Origin of the sequence: Sporosarcina sp. FSL K6-2383, assembly GCF_038618305.1 — a bacterium.
In the GTDB taxonomy this organism is placed as follows: Bacteria; Bacillota; Bacilli; order Bacillales_A; family Planococcaceae; genus Sporosarcina.
In genome coordinates, this window is record NZ_CP152017.1 from 2,106,421 (window position 1) to 2,121,345 (window position 14,925).

Genomic DNA, 14,925 nt, shown 5'->3' on the forward strand with positions numbered 1-14,925 from the left:
AGAAGTGGCATATAGATGATTAAAGGATTAGATCGCATTAATGAATTAGCAAAAAAACAGCGACAAGAAGGTTTGACCAATGCTGAAATGGTTGAACAAACGGTGTTGCAACAAGATTACTTACGAGAAATTCGAGGACAGGTTCTCAATACCGTTTCGGGCATAACTGTACTGGATCCACTTGGAAATGATGTAACACCAGAAAAAGTACAGCAGGAAAGGAAGTTAACGACATGAGGTTAAGTGTTTTGGATCAGGCGCCCATTACAAAGGGCAATACTGCAGCAGGTGCTTTGAAAAAAGCAGAAGAATTGGCTGTTTTGGCAGACGAACTAGGCTATCGTCGTATGTGGATGGCAGAGCATCATGGGACAGATACCTTTGCAAGTTCAGCTCCTGAGGTGACAGCGGCACATTTAGCGGCCAAGACGAAACAAATTCGGATTGGTACTGGTGGCACGATGATGATGCATTATTCTCCGTTAAAATTGGCTGAAGTATTTAAAACATTGAGTGCCTTCTCACCAGGCCGTATTGATTTTGGTGTGGGTCGAGCTCCCGGAGGGGATAATGATTCCATCTATGCTCTATCTGAAGGGCGTCCTCCAATGGTCAACAATATGTATGAAAAATTTTCCATAGCCTTGCAATTAATCAACGATGAAGTGCCAGGCGATCGTCTATACAATAAAACAATTGCTACGCCATCTCAAGTTGTTTTGCCTGAAGCTTGGCTATTAGGTTCGAGTGGCAATAGTGCCATTCAAGCAGGGCGTATGGGCGTTGGCTATTCCTTTGCACAGTTTTTTAACGGCCAGCTATCTGAGTCGATTTTGGGGGCTTATAAGAAGAACTTTCAACCTTCACCGTTTTTGGAGAAACCGGAAATCAATGTTACTTATATGGTGACGACGGCAGAAACAAGAGAAGAAGCTGAGTTTGAGGCAAAACCTCAAGATATTTGGCGTTTACTGTTTATGACAGGCAGAATCGGGACAGTTTTGACGCCGGAAGAAGCGCGAGATTATCCGTTGACAGAAATGGACCGAATGATGATTCAAGAGAGTCGTAAAATCCACTTAGTAGGATCTTCGAAAGAAATTGCAACACGATTACAGCAAGAGCAAGAACGTTATGGATTTGAGGAAGCAATGATTTGTAGTATTCCTCATTCTCAAGAGAAGCGTTTGAATGTATATCGCTTACTGGCACAGGAGTTATTGTAGGAAAAGAGAGGAAGAATAGAAATGAAAGATTATTTAGTAAAAGCAACTGCTTATAACAATCAAGTACGGGCCTATGCGGCAATTACTACAGAAACTGTCGGAGAAGCGGAGCGTCGCCATCAAACATGGCCAACTGCATCTGCAGCACTTGGGCGCTCGATGACAGCTGGTGTCATACTCGGTGCTATGCTGAAGGGCGAAGAGAAAATATCGATAAAAATTAACGGTGGCGGTCCAATCGGCACGATTTTGGTCGATGCAAACACCAAAGGAGAAGTGAGGGGCTATGTGACAAATCCCCAAACTCATTTTGATTTAAATGATCAAGGTAAATTAGACGTGAAAAGGGCTGTTGGAACAGATGGACTACTTACAGTATCAAAGGATATTGGATTACAACAGCCCTTTGTTGGCTATGTACCTCTTGTGTCAGGTGAGTTAGGCGAGGATTTCACATCATATATTGTCCATTCAGAGCAAGTACCTTCCTCAGTAGGAGTAGGTGTTTTAGTCAATCCAGATCAAACGATTCAAGCGGCAGGGGGCTTTATCATTCAATTGATGCCTGGAACAGACGATGCTACCATCCAGATGATTGAAGAACGTTTGAAAGATATCACACCTATTTCATCAATGGTGGAGCAGGGAATGACACCTGAACAAATACTCGAACAAGTATTAGGTGCCGGAAATGTGAAATTTTTAGAGAAAGTTACTGTCCAATTCCAATGTCAATGCTCCGAAGAGAGAATTTCAAATGCCATTATTAGTTTAGGCAACGCCGAGATTCAAGATATGATTCAGACGGACGGACAGGCAGAAGCACAATGTCATTTTTGTAATGAAAACTATCATTTCTCGAAACAGGATCTAGAGTTATTAATGGAAGCGGCAGTTTAAGTGAATACTTCAACAGATAATATGAAAGAAGCTAGGTTCATATCTGAGAACCTAGCTTCTTTCATTTTTCATTAATACATCTTCATATAATGTTCAACTTCCCAAGGGTGTACAGTAATTCGATAACTCTCCCATTCTACTTTCTTTTCTTCCATAAAATTCTCAAAGATATGCTTGCCAAGTGCCTCTTGAATAACGTCATCTTTGCCGAGTGCGATAAGCGCGTGGTCAAGGTCCGTCGGTAATGTACCGATACCGAGTTCTTTCAGCTCAGAAGGCTTCATCTCGTAAATATTACGATCAATAGGCTTTGGTGGTGTGAGTTTACGTTTGATGCCGTCTAGGCCAGCTTTTAGGATCGCAGCCATTGCAAGATAAGGATTCGCAGCGGAGTCAACGGAACGAACTTCAATACGTGTGCTAATCCCTCGAGATGCTGGAATCCGAATAAGTGGGCTACGGTTTTGAGCGGACCAAGCGATATAGCAGGGTGCCTCATAGCCCGGGACGAGCCGTTTGTATGAGTTGACGGTCGGATTCGTCACAGCTGTAAAACCAGGAACATGTTCGAGAATACCAGCCATGAATTGATAAGCAGTTTGACTCAGCTTCAGTTCACCTGCTTCATCAACGAAGGCATTGTTGCCATCTTTAAATAGGGATACGTTGCAATGCATACCTGAGCCATTGACGCCGAAAATTGGTTTAGGCATGAATGTTGCGTGCAAGCCATGTTTACGTGCAATGGTTTTGACTACAAGTTTGAACGTCTGGATGTTGTCACAGGCAGTCAGTACATCTGCATATTTAAAGTCAATTTCATGCTGTCCAGGTGCGCATTCATGGTGAGAGGCTTCCACTTCAAAGCCCATTTCCTCAAGCTCCAGTACGATATCACGTCGACAATTTTCCCCAAGATCCATAGGGGATAGGTCGAAATAACCCCCATTGTCGTTTAATTCCATTGTGGGTTGCTTATTGTCATCAAGCTTGAAAAGGAAGAATTCTGGCTCTGGTCCGAGATTGAAGTCTGTGAACCCAAGCTCCTTCATTTCCTTCAATATACGTTTTAAATTACCGCGGGGATCTCCTGCAAATGGTAATCCGTTAGCAAGCGATACATCGCAGATGAGTCGTGCAACCCTACCTTTACCTGATGGCCAAGGAAATACCATCCATGTGTTAAGGTCAGGTATAAGGTACATATCCGATTCTTCGATTCGAACAAATCCTTCAATAGATGACCCATCAAACATCATCTTATTATCTAGTGCCTTTTCGAGCTGGCTGATGGGAATCTCTACGTTTTTTATCATTCCTAAAATATCCGTGAATTGTAAGCGGACAAAATTTACGTTGTCATCCTTTACAAATTTTCGAATGTCTTCTTTGGTGTAATTCCTCATCATGCCACTCTCCTTAATCGTCATTTAGTATGAAAGCTTACATACTATTTTTTTATAATAAAGCAAAGTGTATTCCATTAACAAGAACTTTTTAACATTTTATTGAAATTTTTTTTCGAAATATAGATTCCCTATTGTTAAACAAATATTCATTGTTTGGCAACAGAGTATCTTTTTATTTATTTGGAATGTTTGTTTTTCCTAGTTTCAGGGCAATACTTGGTCAAACAAATGAGTGATAGCAGATTAGAAGTTGTCACAAGACTGTAAAGGAGAGATTTATGTTGAAGAAAATAAAGATTCTTTTGCTAGCAATGTTTCTTGTAGTTTCGACCTACTCGGCCGCATCGGCATCGGCTCTTTCAACTTCGTTTATACAAGGAGAAGAGTATATGCTTTTACACTTACTTTCAGATGATACAAGCTCACAAGAAAATGAAGAACCTTTTCGGGATTATCTCGTGGCAGATGATTTTGTGGACTTACAACCAGAGCCGGACATATATACGGTTAACCAAGGAGATAACTTATATCGGATTGCGCGTAATCATGATATATCGTTAAGCTCACTCATGGATTGGAATGATTTGACTGGATCTTTAATTCACCCTGGAGATGAATTAATTGTCAGTGGAGAAGAGGTGGCGGATGAAGTAGTTGTACCAGTGTTAAGAAATGTACAAACAGCTGTCGTTCCGCCACAAACGCAATCTGTTTACGATAATAACGATGGTAAAGAGTTACTTGTGACAGCAACAGCTTATACCGCTTACTGCGAAGGTTGTTCCGGCACAACAGCCTATGGTATTGACCTACGTGCGAATCCCAATCATAAGGTGATCGCAGTCGATCCGAGGGTGATTCCGCTTGGGACAAAAGTGTGGGTGGAAGGGTATGGGGAAGCGATTGCTGGCGATACGGGTGGAGCCATTAAAGGGAATAAAATCGATGTATTTATCCCGTCTTATAATCAAGCAATGGAGTGGGGCGTTAAGAAAGTGAAAATGAAAGTACTAAATTAGAAAAAAAGTGCCTTCCCAACAATCAAATAAGATTGTTGGGAAGGCATTTACTGTTAAGACAAACGATTTCTAAAATCTTCGTACCCAAATTGCTTAATAACTCTCACGTCGTCGTTCACTGTATTTAACACGATAGCAGGTAGATTAACACCGTTAAATGTGTTGTTTTTCACCATGGAATAGTGAGCCATATCGCAAAATACCAGTTTGTCGCCAGGCTGTAAAGGTTGATCGAAAGAATAATCACCAATGACATCGCCTGCAAGACAAGTAGGTCCGCCAAAACGATACGTATAAGTTTTTTCGTTAGGCATTCCCGCACCGATAATTTCAGGACGGTAAGGCATTTCTAAGACATCAGGCATATGACACGCTGCTGAAGTGTCTAAAATGGCAATCGGCATTCCATTATCGAGCGTATCTAAAACGGTTGCGACGAGATAGCCTGTATTTAAGGCAACAGCTTCACCAGGCTCTAAATAGACGTCAATATCGTACTTGTCTTTCATAAAAAGAATCGACCGAATCAGTGTTTCAACATCATAATCATCCCGCGTAATATGATGTCCACCGCCAAAGTTAATCCACTTCATGTTTTTAATGTAGTCCCCAAATTTCTCGTCAACGACTTGGATTGTCCGCCATAGTGTATCGGAATTTTGCTCACACATCGTGTGGAAATGCAATCCATCAATACCTTCAAGCTGGTCGGGTTCGAAATTGTTCAATGTGACCCCGAATCGAGAGTGTGCAAAGCATGGGTTGTACATATCGACTTCAATTTCAGAGTACTCCGGATTAATGCGAAGTCCGACACTAATTTCTTTGGAATGATTCTTCACTTTGTCTTTGAATTGATTCCATTGTTGAAAAGAATTAAAGACAATATGATCTGAGTATGACAGAATTTCATCAAACTCAGCTTCTGAAAAAGCAGGGGCATAGGTATGAACTTCCTTGCCCATTTCTTCAAAGCCTAGTCTTGCTTCGTGTACGGAGCTGGACGTGACGCCATTCAAGTATTGTCCCATTAATGGATAGACAGAAAACATCGAAAAACCTTTTTGTGCAAGTAGAATCTTGCAGCCAGTGCGATCTATGACGGATTTCATTTTTTCCATATTTTTAATAAGCAACGCCTCATCTACTACATAGCAAGGAGAGGGGAGTACGTTTAAATCGATATTCACTTGCTAGTCCTCCTCAGTCGATCAATTCAGGATTGAAGCTTTCCTGCCATGGTAGTCCATATTGGTTCAGTGCATCCATGAATGGATCTGGATTGAACTCTTCAATGTTATGCACGCCTGGCTTTTTCCATTTGCCGGTTAGGATCATCATAGCGCCAATCATTGCAGGAACGCCTGTTGTGTATGAAATAGCTTGTGAGCCAACCTCTGCATAGCATTCTTGGTGATCGCAAATATTATAGATATAATACGTTTTTTCTTTGCCATCTTTGATACCTTGGAAAATACAGCCGATATTTGTTTTCCCTTTTGTACGTGGCCCAAGAGATGCTGGATCTGGGAGCACAGCTTTTAAAAATTGTAATGGAACAATTTGCTGACCTTCAAATTCGATTGGTTTGATAGAAGTCATGCCGACATTTTCAAGTACTCGTAAGTGAGTTAAGTACTTTTCAGAAAATGTCATCCAGAAGCGGATTTTTTTGATGCCTGTAATATTTTCAGCAAGGGATTCTAACTCTTCATGGTAGAGAAGGTAGACATCTTTTGGTCCTATTTCTGGCAGATTATAGACACGTTTTTCGGAAAGTGGTGGTGTTTCGATAAATTTGCCGTTTTCCCAGTAACGACCGTTTGCTGTGATTTCACGGATGTTGATTTCTGGGTTAAAGTTTGTTGCAAACGGATAACCATGATCGCCAGCATTGGCATCGACGATATCAATCGTGTGGATTTCATCGAAATGGTGCTTGAGTGCATGAGCAGAAAAGACACCTGTGACACCCGGGTCGAACCCGCTACCAAGTAGAGCTGTAATACCAGCTTGTTCAAATCTTTCACGGTATGCCCATTGCCAGCTATATTCAAATTTAGCGGTATCGAGTGGCTCGTAGTTTGCTGTGTCCATGTAGTCAACGCCAGTTGCCAAACATGCGTCCATGATTGTTAAGTCTTGGTATGGTAATGCGACGTTAATGACAATATCAGGTTGGAAGCGATTGATGAGTTCAACGAGTTCTTCTACGTTGTCTGCATCAACTTGAGCCGTTTGGATTTTAGTACGACCGCCATCTAATTTTTCTTTTAATGCATCACATTTGGATATTGTACGACTTGCGATACAAATTTCTTCGAATACGTCAGGAACCTGACAACATTTATGCACAACAACGCCAGCAACTCCGCCAGCACCAATAATTAAAGCTTTACCCATAGGTAAACACCACCATATTCATGTATTTTTTAGATATGTTGCAGTAGAGAATTCTTTTTAACCCGCTACGGCGCTAGGGGATGCCTCCCGCAATAAGTCAAGCAGCTTCGCCGCCAGTCTTATTACTTCGGCTACCCCTGTTAGGCGCCTTCGCTAAATTTATATAGGTATATACTTTTGTCTATTATGACTTAACTGCCAACAACAATTCCCTTAACACTTTGCATGCGACGGCTGTCGACACGCCACTTTGATCATAGATAGGGGACAGCTCGTTAATATCGCAGCCAACAATGTTCAACTCAGTCACTTGTAGCATCGCCTGCAATAGCTCCATAAAGCTAACGCCACCTGCTTCAGGCGTACCAGTTCCAGGGAATTCAGAAGGGTCCAGTACGTCTAGGTCAATCGTTAAATAAACCGATTTGCCCTGTAGTTGTTTAACAACCTCTTCTAATCCATTGAAGTTGAATTTATTGGTAAAGACATGATCTTGTCCCCATCTGAATTCACTGCGATCTCCAGAGCGAATTCCGAATTGGAAAATCCGGTCGTCTCCTAGTAAGTCCCACACTCTATGAATGACGGTAGCATGAGATAGTGATTCGCCTAGATAGTCCTCACGCAAGTCTGCATGCGCATCAAACTGGATGACATGCAAATCGGGGTGTTTTTTAGCGACAGCACGAATGGCGCCTAACGTCACTAAATGTTCGCCGCCAATCATACAAGGGAGCTTGTCATCCGCAAGTACTTTCGCTGTAAATTCTTCAATTTGAGCCAATGCTTTGGCGGTATTGCCAAAACTCAGTTCTAAGTCCCCGCCATCAAAGACGGGGATATCCTCTAAATCCTTATCTTGGTAGGGGCTATACGTCTCGATTCCGAACGATTCACTGCGCATCGTTTTGCTAGCAAAGCGTGTCCCAGGTCGGAAGGAGGTTGTCGAGTCAAAAGGAGCCCCAAAAATGACCAAGCTAGATTCTTCGTAGTCATTGTCACAACCGAGAAAGGTCTCTATGTTTTTATTCAACATCTTCTAATTGCTCCTTTACGTAGTTAGGCAGAGCAAACGAGCCAACATGGATGTCCGTATTGTAATACTTTGTTTTCAAGCCAAGGTCATTCCATGCTGCCGCATTTAGATCTTGAATCGGATTGAATTTTTTAGATGCAAAGCCAAACAGCCAGTGTCCAGAAGGATAGGTAGGAATATGCGCTTGATACACTTCGCAAATCGGGAAAAATCCTACAATTCGTTGATGTGCTCTTTGCATACCCAGTGCATCTTCACTATAAAAGGGACTTTCGTGTTGATTGACTAGAATGCCGTCCTCGTGCAATGCCTTGTAACAGTTGCCGTAAAATTCTTTTGTAAATAACCCTTCACCAGGTCCAAATGGATCTGTTGAGTCTACGATAATTAGGTCATAGGCATTTTCCTTATTGCGTACAAATTTGAGGCCATCCTCAAAATATAAATTGACGCGTGGATCAGTCAATTTTGAAGCGGTCTGCGGGATATATTCCATGCAGACATCGACGACCATTTTATCGATTTCGACCATATCAATTTGCTCAATGGAATCATATTTTGTCAGCTCTCGAACTGTGCCACCATCACCTGCACCAATGACTAGTACCTTTTTAATCTTTGGGTTAGTAGCCATTGGGACGTGAACAATCATGTCATGATAGATGAATTCATCTTTTTCAGTTACCATGACCAATCCATCGAGAGTAAGTAGCTTGCCGAATTCAGTCGTCTGTAAAATGTCGATTTTTTGAAACTCGCTTTGCCCAGAATAAAGATGTTGTTCCACTTTCATCGAGAAACGAACACCTGGCGAATGATCCTCTGTATACCATACATTCATTGTTAGCGCTCCTTCACGATATTAATCGTATCAATTTTGCTATCCTCAGTTCCCGTTAAGAAACAGCCTTTTTCTTTAGAATAGCGAATATAATCCAGTATCTCGTCTGTAATCCGTTCACCTGGTGCTAAAATCGGAATTCCGGGCGGATAACACATAACGAATTCACTTGAAATCTGACCTGCACTTTCCTCAATCGGCATCTTTTCCTTCGGTGCATAAAAAGCATACTGAGGCGTTAAAGCGACTTGGGGCTTAATATATTCATGGTCAAATAGCCCAGTCTTATCCTTCGCATATCTCCGTTTTATTTCCGCGAGAGCAGCGACTAATCGCTCGATATCAAGCTGTCGATCACCAACGGAAATATAAGCTAATAAATTACCAATATCACCAAATTCAATTTGAATATCATATTCATCCCGAAGAATGTCATATACTTCAATGCCGGCAAGTCCGATATTAAGTGTATGAACAGATAGTTTTGTAACATCAAAGTCAAAAATCGTATCTCCGTTTAGTAATTCTTTTGAAAAAGCATAGTAGCCTTCGATTTTATTGATTTCATCTCTAGTGTATTGGGCCATTTCGGTAACTTTTCGGAAGATCTCTTTCCCGTTGAGGGCTAGATTCCTTCGTGAAATATCTAGTGAAGAAAGCAATAAGTAAGAACCACTCGTCGTTTGTGTCAAATTGATAATTTGGCGAGTATATCCTTCACTGACGCCATTATTAATCAAGAGAAAAGAGCTCTGTGTCAATGAACCACCGGATTTATGCATACTAACTGATGCCATATCAGCGCCAACTGACATAGCAGATGCAGGTAGATCTTCACCGAAATAAAAGTGAGTACCATGTGCTTCATCGACAAGGACGAGCATATGATGTTGATGGGCAAGGTCGGTAATGGCTTGTAAATTTGAACAAATTCCATAATAGGTAGGGTTATTAATGAGAATCGCTTTGGCATCTGGATTCGCCAAAATCGCCTGCTTCACCTCATGTACGGACATGCCTAAAGGAATACCTAATTCGCTATTGACGCCAGGATTGACATAGACGGGAACAGCGCCACTTAAAATTAGTGCATTAATGGCACTGCGGTGAACGTTTCGCGGCATAATAATTTTGTCTCCGGCTTTGCATGCTGTCATTACCATCGCTTGGACAGCTGAAGTTGTACCGTTTACCATGAAAAAGGCGTGCTTGGCACCGAAGGCCACAGCCGCCAATTCCTCGGCTTCCCGAATGACTGAAACAGGATGGCATAAGTTATCCAATGGTTTCATGGAGTTAACATCCATACTCAAGGCTTGCTCCCCTAAAAAGCCAGCTAGTGCCTCGTTACCTCGTCCACGTTTGTGACCAGGTACGTCGAAAGGGACGACCCGCTTTGCTTTGTACTGATTTAGGGCTTCCATGATCGGGACTTTGTTTTGTGAGTATTCCGTCATTTTGATGGCTCCGCATCTTCATATATATTTGTACCGCTAAAGATTTCAATCATTTCTTTACGCAAGTTATTTGTAATATGAAGTCTTTCCTTTGGCGGTATTTCATAGACATCTGTGTTGAATAAATAATTTTGCAAATCAATATCTTTAATAAGTAGTTTTGTATGAAAAATATTCGATTGATAGACATTCACATCAATCGCATCATATTTTTGTAGGGTGTTGGCGTCAATATAATCCTGAATGGAAGTCATTTTGTGATCGATAAATAATTTACGTCCTCGTTCATCACGTGTAAATCCACGGACACGGTAATCTGTCGTAATGATATCAGAATCAAAACTTCCTATTAAATAATCTAAAGCGGTTAAAGGAGAGATTTCACCGCATGTTGAAACGTCTATATCAACACGGAAAGTGGCAATTGAGTTATCTGGATGATACTCTGGATACGTATGCACCGTTACATGGCTCTTATCTAGATGACCTACTACGGTATCGCGTGTCTTTAATATATCGACCTCGCCACGGTTGCAAGACTCATCAATCAAACCAACTGGAATAGCCTCTTCCGATATAAGGATAGTTACACTAGCGCCCTGGGGGTCATAATCCTGTTTACTCACATTGAGTACATGTGCTCCAATGATTTCTGTTACGGTGTACAGGATGTTCGTTAGTCGCTCAGAATTGTACTGCTCGTCAATATAGGCAATATAATCTTTTTGCTCTCGCTCACTTTTTGCATAGCTTACATCATAGATGTTGAAGCTAAGTGTTTTGGTGAGGTTGTTAAAGCCATACAGTTTCAGCTTATTTTCCAACCCAATCATCACGCCTCTCATTTTGAGATTCAATTTGTTGAATCAACGGTACAAGTCCCCCTAGACAGAAGTAAAGCTATTATAAAGTAGATTCAATTATAAATATAAAGTATAACTTTCTCCTGTCAATATTATTTTGAAAAATAATAATTCAAGTACTACTTTTCAATATATTCTAATTACTGTAGGGTTAGTATGAAACGGTTGTCTAATCGTAAACTTAGGTTCTTCAGAAGCCGCTATGAATTAGTTTGTAGCAGAAAATGAGGTGTTGGAAATGAAGTTGCCTGTACATTCACTTTCATTAATGAACCAAGTGTATCGACATATTATGCCTGCTGTTCATGAGGAACTGACGCATTGGAAAAAAAGAGCGCAGGCTATTCCGAATAGGGAATTGAGAGAGCAGGCGTTAGCGAGTATTGAGCATAAAAAATTCCACTGTGAAGGTGGTGCGATTATGGCCTTGACAGCACTCGGAGAAAGAAATGCGGCCATTTTATTTATCGTTGCCTATCAGACCATCAGTGATTACTTAGACAATTTATGTGATAGAAGCACATCACTCGACCCACAAGATTTTACGGCTCTGCATGAATCCATGAAGGATGCATTAACTGTTGATGCATTGCCACAATCCTATTATCGTTTTCGCGATGATCAGGATGACGGTGGTTATTTACTAGAGCTTGTGCAGACATGCCAGTTCGTATTACGTACTGTGCCACATTATGCAATAATCATGCCTAATTTACATGAACTGTGCCAATATTATTGTGATTTACAAATTCATAAGCATGTTAGTGTAGAAGAGCGTGAAGAACGATTAAAAAGCTGGCATGAAAAGAACAAACATAAGTTACCTGAGATGAGCTGGTATGAATTTTCAGCTAGTTCAGGTTCTACATTAGGTATTTTTTGTCTTGTATCTTATGCGTTGCGCAGTGATTTTAAAGCGACCTATGCGGATGTAATTCGAAATGGTTATTTTCCATACATTCAAGGGCTGCATATTTTATTGGATTATTTTATTGACCAAGATGAGGATCGGACGGAGGGGGACTTGAATTTTTGTTTTTATTATACGAATAATCAAGAGCTCAGTCATCGTCTTGTCTATTTTTTGCAGCAGGCCGATAATCACACGCGTGTCTTACCTGATCGAAAATTTCATCAATTGATTAATCGTGGCCTATTGGGTGTTTATTTATCAGATTGTAAGGTGAATGAGCAGAAAGAAGTAAGGGAGCTCGCAAAAAAAATGATGAAGCAGGGTGGCAAGGTCAGTTATTTTTTCTATTGGAATGGGCGGGCTTACAGATGGCTGCAACAGCACTTTTTTTCTATGAAAAAAGCATTCTGAGGAATGTTTGGAGACATCAAAAACGAATCAGTTTCTTTTTCTTTCGTTTTAAGTAATGAATAGCACACTTACTTATTTAACAGGCAGTTTGAGTTAGTGGTAGATTTGTTCCATTGAAAAACTGAATCCGATGAGAAAATTATGAAACGTTCTAATTAAATATGAAACTTTTTTGAACGAGCAACGTATATATAAATGCTTATCCTAATTTAAACCTAGTGTTTGCTCTAAGAAAGATTGCTTGGTATGATAAATTTCAATGACTATATGTAGTTCAATATTTGAATGAGGAGATGAAGAAACCAATGGCTATTAGTTTACAAAAGGGTCAAAGAATTGATTTGACTAAAGGGAACTCAGGTTTAAATCGTATTCAAGTGGGCTTAGGCTGGGACCCAGTAAAAGCGAAAGGTGGCGGGCTTTTTGCTGCTTTTAAATCTGCACCGGATATTGACTGTGATGCATCGGTGTTTATGTTAACGGATGATAAATTCATTAATAAAAATGACCTTGTTTATTTTGGGAATTTGAAAAGTGAATGTCAATCTGTTGTTCACTCTGGAGATAATACAACAGGTGACGGCGATGGTGACGATGAAGTCATCATGGTGGAATTGAATTCAGTTCCTACTCGTATAAACAAACTTGTTTTCGTCGTTAATATTTATGATTGTGCGAAACGAAAACAGGATTTTGGTATGCTTCAAAACGCATATATTCGTATAGTCGATCCGAAAACAGGCAGCGAATTAGTACGTTATAACTTATCCGAAAATTATGGTGGATTAACCTCACTTGTTACAGGCGAAATTTATCGTCATAGTGGAGAATGGAAATTTGGTGCTGTTGGAGATGGGACGACAGATCAAAACTTAACGCAAATCAGTAAGAGATTCCAATAATTTAATAACTGAAATACAGATAGGATAACTATACTAATTAGGAGGTTTTTTAAATGGGTGTAATTTCTTTAGCAAAAGGTCAAAAGGTTGATTTAACAAAAACGAATCCTGGCTTGTCTAAATTAGTCGTTGGTCTTGGATGGGACGTTAATAAATACGATGGTGGACAAGATTTTGACCTAGACGCATCTGTATTCTTGTTAAATGCTAGCGGCAAAGTTTCGGGTGGGGAAGACTTTATATTTTACAATAATACAACAGGTGCAAATGGTGCGGTTGTTCACTCAGGTGATAACTTAACGGGTGACGGGGATGGGGATGATGAGCAAGTGAAAATCATCATCAATAATATCCCTGCAAATATCGAAAAGGTTTCTTTTGCAGTTACGATTCATGATGCTGAAGCAAGAAACCAAAATTTTGGTATGGTCTCTAATGCATTTATCCGTATTGTGAATGAAGATTCGAATGCGGAGCTGGTTCGTTATGATTTAGGAGAAGATTTCAGTATTGAAACAGCTGTTGTTGTTGGTGAATTGTATCGCCATAATGGCGAGTGGAAATTTAGTGCTGTTGGTTCAGGGTATCAAGGTGGACTAGCTGCATTATGTAATGATTTTGGTCTGCAAGTAGGCTGATTTTAACTTGCTTCAGCAGAAGTCTCCCACTTCCATAAGTGGCGGGATGAATGCTAAAATGCATTCAATTCAGTGGGGGTTCAAACCTCGGCTGAATCAAGTTAAAGCCTCCGGCGGATGTCACAGATTTTGAAGGGAGTTAGGGAAAGGCAACCTAAGTTCACCGCGTCCTGCGGTAAAGGTTGCATACTCGCATCCTGCGAGCACAAGCGCAATTCAAAATCTGGACGCAATTACGCCGAGGCGTGATTGATAAAAGGTCATCAAAAATGTTTGCATAAATAGAAGGAGAGATATCACTTATGGCAATTCAATTAAGTAAAGGTCAGCGCATAGACTTAACAAAAAATGATCCTACTTTACAAAAAATTGGTATCGGCTTAGGCTGGGATGTTAAACAATTCGATGGCGGGCAAGATTTTGACCTCGATGCATCTGCATTTTTGTTAAATACGACTGGAAAATGTCGTTCTGAACTAGATTTTATTTTCTATAATAATTTGAAAAGCGTTGAGGGCTCTGTTGTTCACGCGGGTGATAATCGAACTGGTGAGGGAGATGGTGATGACGAGTATATTAGCGTCGTTCTGTCAAAAGTGCCACAAGATGTCGATAAAGTGGCGATTACAGTAACGATTCACGATGCAGAACTACGCCGTCAAAATTTCGGTCAAATTTCGAATGCCTATGTTCGACTTGTGAATGAAGATACGGGAGCGGAAGTACTTCGCTATGATCTTGGTGAAGACTTTAGTGTTGAAACGGCAGTCGTATTTTGTGAAGTGTACAGGCATGCGAATGATTGGAAATTTAATGCAGTTGGGTCAGGCTATCAAGGTGGACTGCAATCTTTAGTTCATGCTTACGGACTGGATGCATAAGGAATGTAATGCTAGAGGGCACAACC

The 14,925-nt window shown here is 40.7% G+C and carries 15 protein-coding genes; 8 read left to right on the forward strand and 7 right to left on the reverse strand.

Annotated elements, in window-relative coordinates; translation table 11 throughout:
• Positions 1 to 15 precede the first annotated feature (15 nt).
• From MKZ10_RS10345 to hslO, 3 genes are read left to right on the forward strand one after another with little or no spacing between them, the layout of a single operon-like run.
• Positions 16 to 237 carry a DUF896 domain-containing protein gene (locus MKZ10_RS10345; protein ID WP_342504883.1) on the forward strand — a complete coding sequence of 74 codons (222 nt, stop codon included), beginning with the start codon at positions 16 to 18 and terminating at the stop codon, positions 235 to 237.
• A complete protein-coding gene (locus tag MKZ10_RS10350; RefSeq protein WP_342504884.1) occupies positions 234 to 1,226 on the forward strand; it encodes an LLM class flavin-dependent oxidoreductase in 993 nt (330 codons plus the stop codon). The genes MKZ10_RS10345 and MKZ10_RS10350 overlap by 4 nt, the downstream gene beginning before the upstream one ends.
• Before the next feature lie 21 nt (positions 1,227 to 1,247).
• Positions 1,248 to 2,126, forward strand: coding sequence for an Hsp33 family molecular chaperone HslO (gene hslO / locus MKZ10_RS10355; protein WP_342504885.1), 879 nt, complete (start codon positions 1,248 to 1,250; stop codon positions 2,124 to 2,126).
• Positions 2,127 to 2,197: 71 nt separating this feature from the next.
• On the opposite strand, the gene glnA is transcribed toward hslO, so the two are convergent.
• Complete coding sequence (gene glnA / locus MKZ10_RS10360; protein ID WP_342510137.1) at positions 2,198 to 3,532, reverse strand: type I glutamate--ammonia ligase; 1,335 nt, start codon at positions 3,530 to 3,532, stop codon at positions 2,198 to 2,200.
• A gap of 281 nt (positions 3,533 to 3,813) precedes the next feature.
• On the opposite strand from glnA, the gene MKZ10_RS10365 reads away from it, so the two are divergent.
• Positions 3,814 to 4,554 (forward strand): 3D domain-containing protein, encoded by a 741-nt coding sequence (locus tag MKZ10_RS10365; RefSeq protein ID WP_342504886.1) that lies wholly within the window; start codon positions 3,814 to 3,816, stop codon positions 4,552 to 4,554.
• Positions 4,555 to 4,607: 53 nt separating this feature from the next.
• On the opposite strand, the gene nspC is transcribed toward MKZ10_RS10365, so the two are convergent.
• The 6 genes from nspC to speD all read right to left on the reverse strand — a co-directional run bounded on the left by nspC (position 4,608) and on the right by speD (position 11,124).
• Positions 4,608 to 5,744, reverse strand: a complete 1,137-nt coding sequence (gene nspC / locus MKZ10_RS10370; RefSeq protein ID WP_342504887.1) for a carboxynorspermidine decarboxylase — start codon at positions 5,742 to 5,744, stop codon at positions 4,608 to 4,610.
• A 13-nt stretch (positions 5,745 to 5,757) separates the two neighbouring features.
• Positions 5,758 to 6,957 (reverse strand): saccharopine dehydrogenase family protein, encoded by a 1,200-nt coding sequence (locus tag MKZ10_RS10375; protein ID WP_342504888.1) that lies wholly within the window; start codon positions 6,955 to 6,957, stop codon positions 5,758 to 5,760.
• A gap of 184 nt (positions 6,958 to 7,141) precedes the next feature.
• A complete protein-coding gene (gene speB / locus MKZ10_RS10380) occupies positions 7,142 to 7,993 on the reverse strand; it encodes an agmatinase (RefSeq protein ID WP_342504889.1) in 852 nt (283 codons plus the stop codon).
• On the reverse strand, positions 7,983 to 8,834 hold the full coding sequence (gene speE / locus MKZ10_RS10385) for a polyamine aminopropyltransferase (protein ID WP_342504890.1): 852 nt from the start codon (positions 8,832 to 8,834) through the stop codon (positions 7,983 to 7,985). The genes speB and speE overlap by 11 nt, the downstream gene beginning before the upstream one ends.
• 2 nt (positions 8,835 to 8,836) lie before the next feature.
• Positions 8,837 to 10,291, reverse strand: a complete 1,455-nt coding sequence (locus MKZ10_RS10390) for an aminotransferase class I/II-fold pyridoxal phosphate-dependent enzyme (protein ID WP_342504891.1) — start codon at positions 10,289 to 10,291, stop codon at positions 8,837 to 8,839.
• On the reverse strand, positions 10,288 to 11,124 hold the full coding sequence (speD, locus tag MKZ10_RS10395; RefSeq protein ID WP_342504892.1) for an adenosylmethionine decarboxylase: 837 nt from the start codon (positions 11,122 to 11,124) through the stop codon (positions 10,288 to 10,290). The genes MKZ10_RS10390 and speD overlap by 4 nt, the downstream gene beginning before the upstream one ends.
• Before the next feature lie 268 nt (positions 11,125 to 11,392).
• Between speD and MKZ10_RS10400 the strand changes: the two genes are divergently transcribed.
• From MKZ10_RS10400 to MKZ10_RS10415, 4 genes are all read left to right on the forward strand, one after another.
• Positions 11,393 to 12,478, forward strand: a complete 1,086-nt coding sequence (locus MKZ10_RS10400; protein ID WP_342504893.1) for a tetraprenyl-beta-curcumene synthase family protein — start codon at positions 11,393 to 11,395, stop codon at positions 12,476 to 12,478.
• A gap of 305 nt (positions 12,479 to 12,783) precedes the next feature.
• Complete coding sequence (locus MKZ10_RS10405) at positions 12,784 to 13,380, forward strand: TerD family protein (RefSeq protein ID WP_342504894.1); 597 nt, start codon at positions 12,784 to 12,786, stop codon at positions 13,378 to 13,380.
• 53 nt (positions 13,381 to 13,433) lie between these two features.
• Complete coding sequence (locus tag MKZ10_RS10410) at positions 13,434 to 14,018, forward strand: TerD family protein (RefSeq protein ID WP_342504895.1); 585 nt, start codon at positions 13,434 to 13,436, stop codon at positions 14,016 to 14,018.
• A gap of 302 nt (positions 14,019 to 14,320) precedes the next feature.
• On the forward strand, positions 14,321 to 14,899 hold the full coding sequence (locus tag MKZ10_RS10415; RefSeq protein ID WP_342504896.1) for a TerD family protein: 579 nt from the start codon (positions 14,321 to 14,323) through the stop codon (positions 14,897 to 14,899).
• Positions 14,900 to 14,925: the final 26 nt, after the last annotated feature.

What these genes read in the sequence shown, in the direction of transcription:
- MKZ10_RS10345 (WP_342504883.1), top strand. Translation starts at nt 16, where the DNA reads ATGATTAAAGGATTAGATCGCATTAATGAATTAGCAAAAAAACAGCGA.
- MKZ10_RS10350 (WP_342504884.1), top strand. Translation starts at nt 234, where the DNA reads ATGAGGTTAAGTGTTTTGGATCAGGCGCCCATTACAAAGGGCAATACT.
- hslO (WP_342504885.1), top strand. Translation starts at nt 1,248, where the DNA reads ATGAAAGATTATTTAGTAAAAGCAACTGCTTATAACAATCAAGTACGG.
- glnA (WP_342510137.1), bottom strand. Translation starts at nt 3,532, where the DNA reads ATGAGGAATTACACCAAAGAAGACATTCGAAAATTTGTAAAGGATGAC.
- MKZ10_RS10365 (WP_342504886.1), top strand. Translation starts at nt 3,814, where the DNA reads ATGTTGAAGAAAATAAAGATTCTTTTGCTAGCAATGTTTCTTGTAGTT.
- MKZ10_RS10375 (WP_342504888.1), bottom strand. Translation starts at nt 6,957, where the DNA reads ATGGGTAAAGCTTTAATTATTGGTGCTGGCGGAGTTGCTGGCGTTGTT.
- speB (WP_342504889.1), bottom strand. Translation starts at nt 7,993, where the DNA reads ATGTTGAATAAAAACATAGAGACCTTTCTCGGTTGTGACAATGACTAC.
- speE (WP_342504890.1), bottom strand. Translation starts at nt 8,834, where the DNA reads ATGAATGTATGGTATACAGAGGATCATTCGCCAGGTGTTCGTTTCTCG.
- MKZ10_RS10390 (WP_342504891.1), bottom strand. Translation starts at nt 10,291, where the DNA reads ATGACGGAATACTCACAAAACAAAGTCCCGATCATGGAAGCCCTAAAT.
- speD (WP_342504892.1), bottom strand. Translation starts at nt 11,124, where the DNA reads ATGATTGGGTTGGAAAATAAGCTGAAACTGTATGGCTTTAACAACCTC.
- MKZ10_RS10400 (WP_342504893.1), top strand. Translation starts at nt 11,393, where the DNA reads ATGAAGTTGCCTGTACATTCACTTTCATTAATGAACCAAGTGTATCGA.
- MKZ10_RS10405 (WP_342504894.1), top strand. Translation starts at nt 12,784, where the DNA reads ATGGCTATTAGTTTACAAAAGGGTCAAAGAATTGATTTGACTAAAGGG.
- MKZ10_RS10410 (WP_342504895.1), top strand. Translation starts at nt 13,434, where the DNA reads ATGGGTGTAATTTCTTTAGCAAAAGGTCAAAAGGTTGATTTAACAAAA.
- MKZ10_RS10415 (WP_342504896.1), top strand. Translation starts at nt 14,321, where the DNA reads ATGGCAATTCAATTAAGTAAAGGTCAGCGCATAGACTTAACAAAAAAT.